This window comes from Streptomyces sp. NPDC002754 (assembly GCF_053592315.1).
This window is the reverse complement of record NZ_JBSFVM010000095.1, coordinates 1-1172: the sequence shown is the minus strand read 5'-3', so window position 1 is coordinate 1172 and position 1172 is coordinate 1. Positions and strand designations below refer to the sequence as shown.

1 protein-coding gene is annotated in these 1172 nt (G+C 65.7%); it reads left to right on the top strand.

Translation table 11 applies throughout. The features are described 5' to 3' along the window. Positions 1-1172: AMP-binding protein (locus ACWD2L_RS41020; RefSeq protein ID WP_351346141.1), on the top strand; the 1172-nt coding region annotated here is incomplete at both ends.

Genomic DNA, 1172 nt, shown 5'->3' with positions numbered 1-1172 from the left:
GATGTGGCGCTGGGTGGTGTGGATGTGTTGGGGGTTGATGAGCGGGTTCGGTTGTTGGGGTGGAACGAGGGGGCGTTGTCGGTTGGTGGTGTGGGTGGTTCGTTGGTGGGGTTGTTCGGGGAGCGGGTGGTGGCTGCTCCGGGTGTGGTGGCGGTGGTGTCGGACGGTGTTGCGTTGACGTATGCCGAGTTGGATGCGGCCGCGAATCGTTTGGCGCGGTATTTGCGGGGTCGTGGTGTGGGTGCGGGTTCGTTGGTGGGTGTGGTGTTGGAGCGTGGTGTGGATGTGGTGGTGGCGTTGTTGGGTGTGTTGAAGGCGGGGGCTGGTTATGTGCCGGTGGATCCGCGGTATCCGGTGGAGCGGGTGGGGTTTGTGCTGCGGGATGCGGGTGTGGTGGGTGTGGTGACGTCTGTTGGGTGTGGTGCGGTGGTTGAGGGGTGTGTGCCGGAGGGTGCGGTGCTGGTGGTGGTGGATGAGCCGTCGGTGGCAGCGGAGTTGGCGGGGCTGGATGGTTCGGGGGTGGGGTGTGTGGTGTCGCCGGATGAGGTGGCGTATGTGATTTATACGTCGGGGTCGACGGGCCGTCCGAAGGGTGTGGTGGTCAGTCACGGGAATGTGGCGGCGCTGCTGGGGTCGGCGGGTGAGCTCTTCGGTCTGGGGCCGGGGGATGTGTGGAGTTGTTTCCATTCGGTGGCGTTCGACTTCTCGGTGTGGGAGTTGTGGGGTGCGTTGGTGCATGGGGCGCGTGTGGTGGTGGTGGGGTTTGAGGTGTCTCGTTCGCCGGGGCGGTTTGCGGAGTTGTTGGTGCGGGAGGGGGTGACGGTGCTGAGTCAGACGCCGTCGGCGATGTATCAGTTGTTGGCGGTGGATGGGTTTGTGGTGGGTGCGTTGCGGTTGGTGGTGTTCGGTGGTGAGGCGCTGGATGTCGGCCGGCTGGCGGGGTGGTGGGGTCGTGAGGGTGCCGGCGGGGTGGCGTTGGTGAACATGTACGGGATTACGGAGACGACGGTGCATGTGACGCATCGTCGGGTGGGTGTGGGGGATGGTGTGTGGGGCAGTGTGGTGGGTCGTGGGCTGCCGGGGGTGTCGGTGTTCGTGCTGGATGCTGCGTTGCGTCCGGTGCCGGTGGGTGTGGCGGGGGAGATGTATGTCGCGGGTACGGGAGTCGCGCG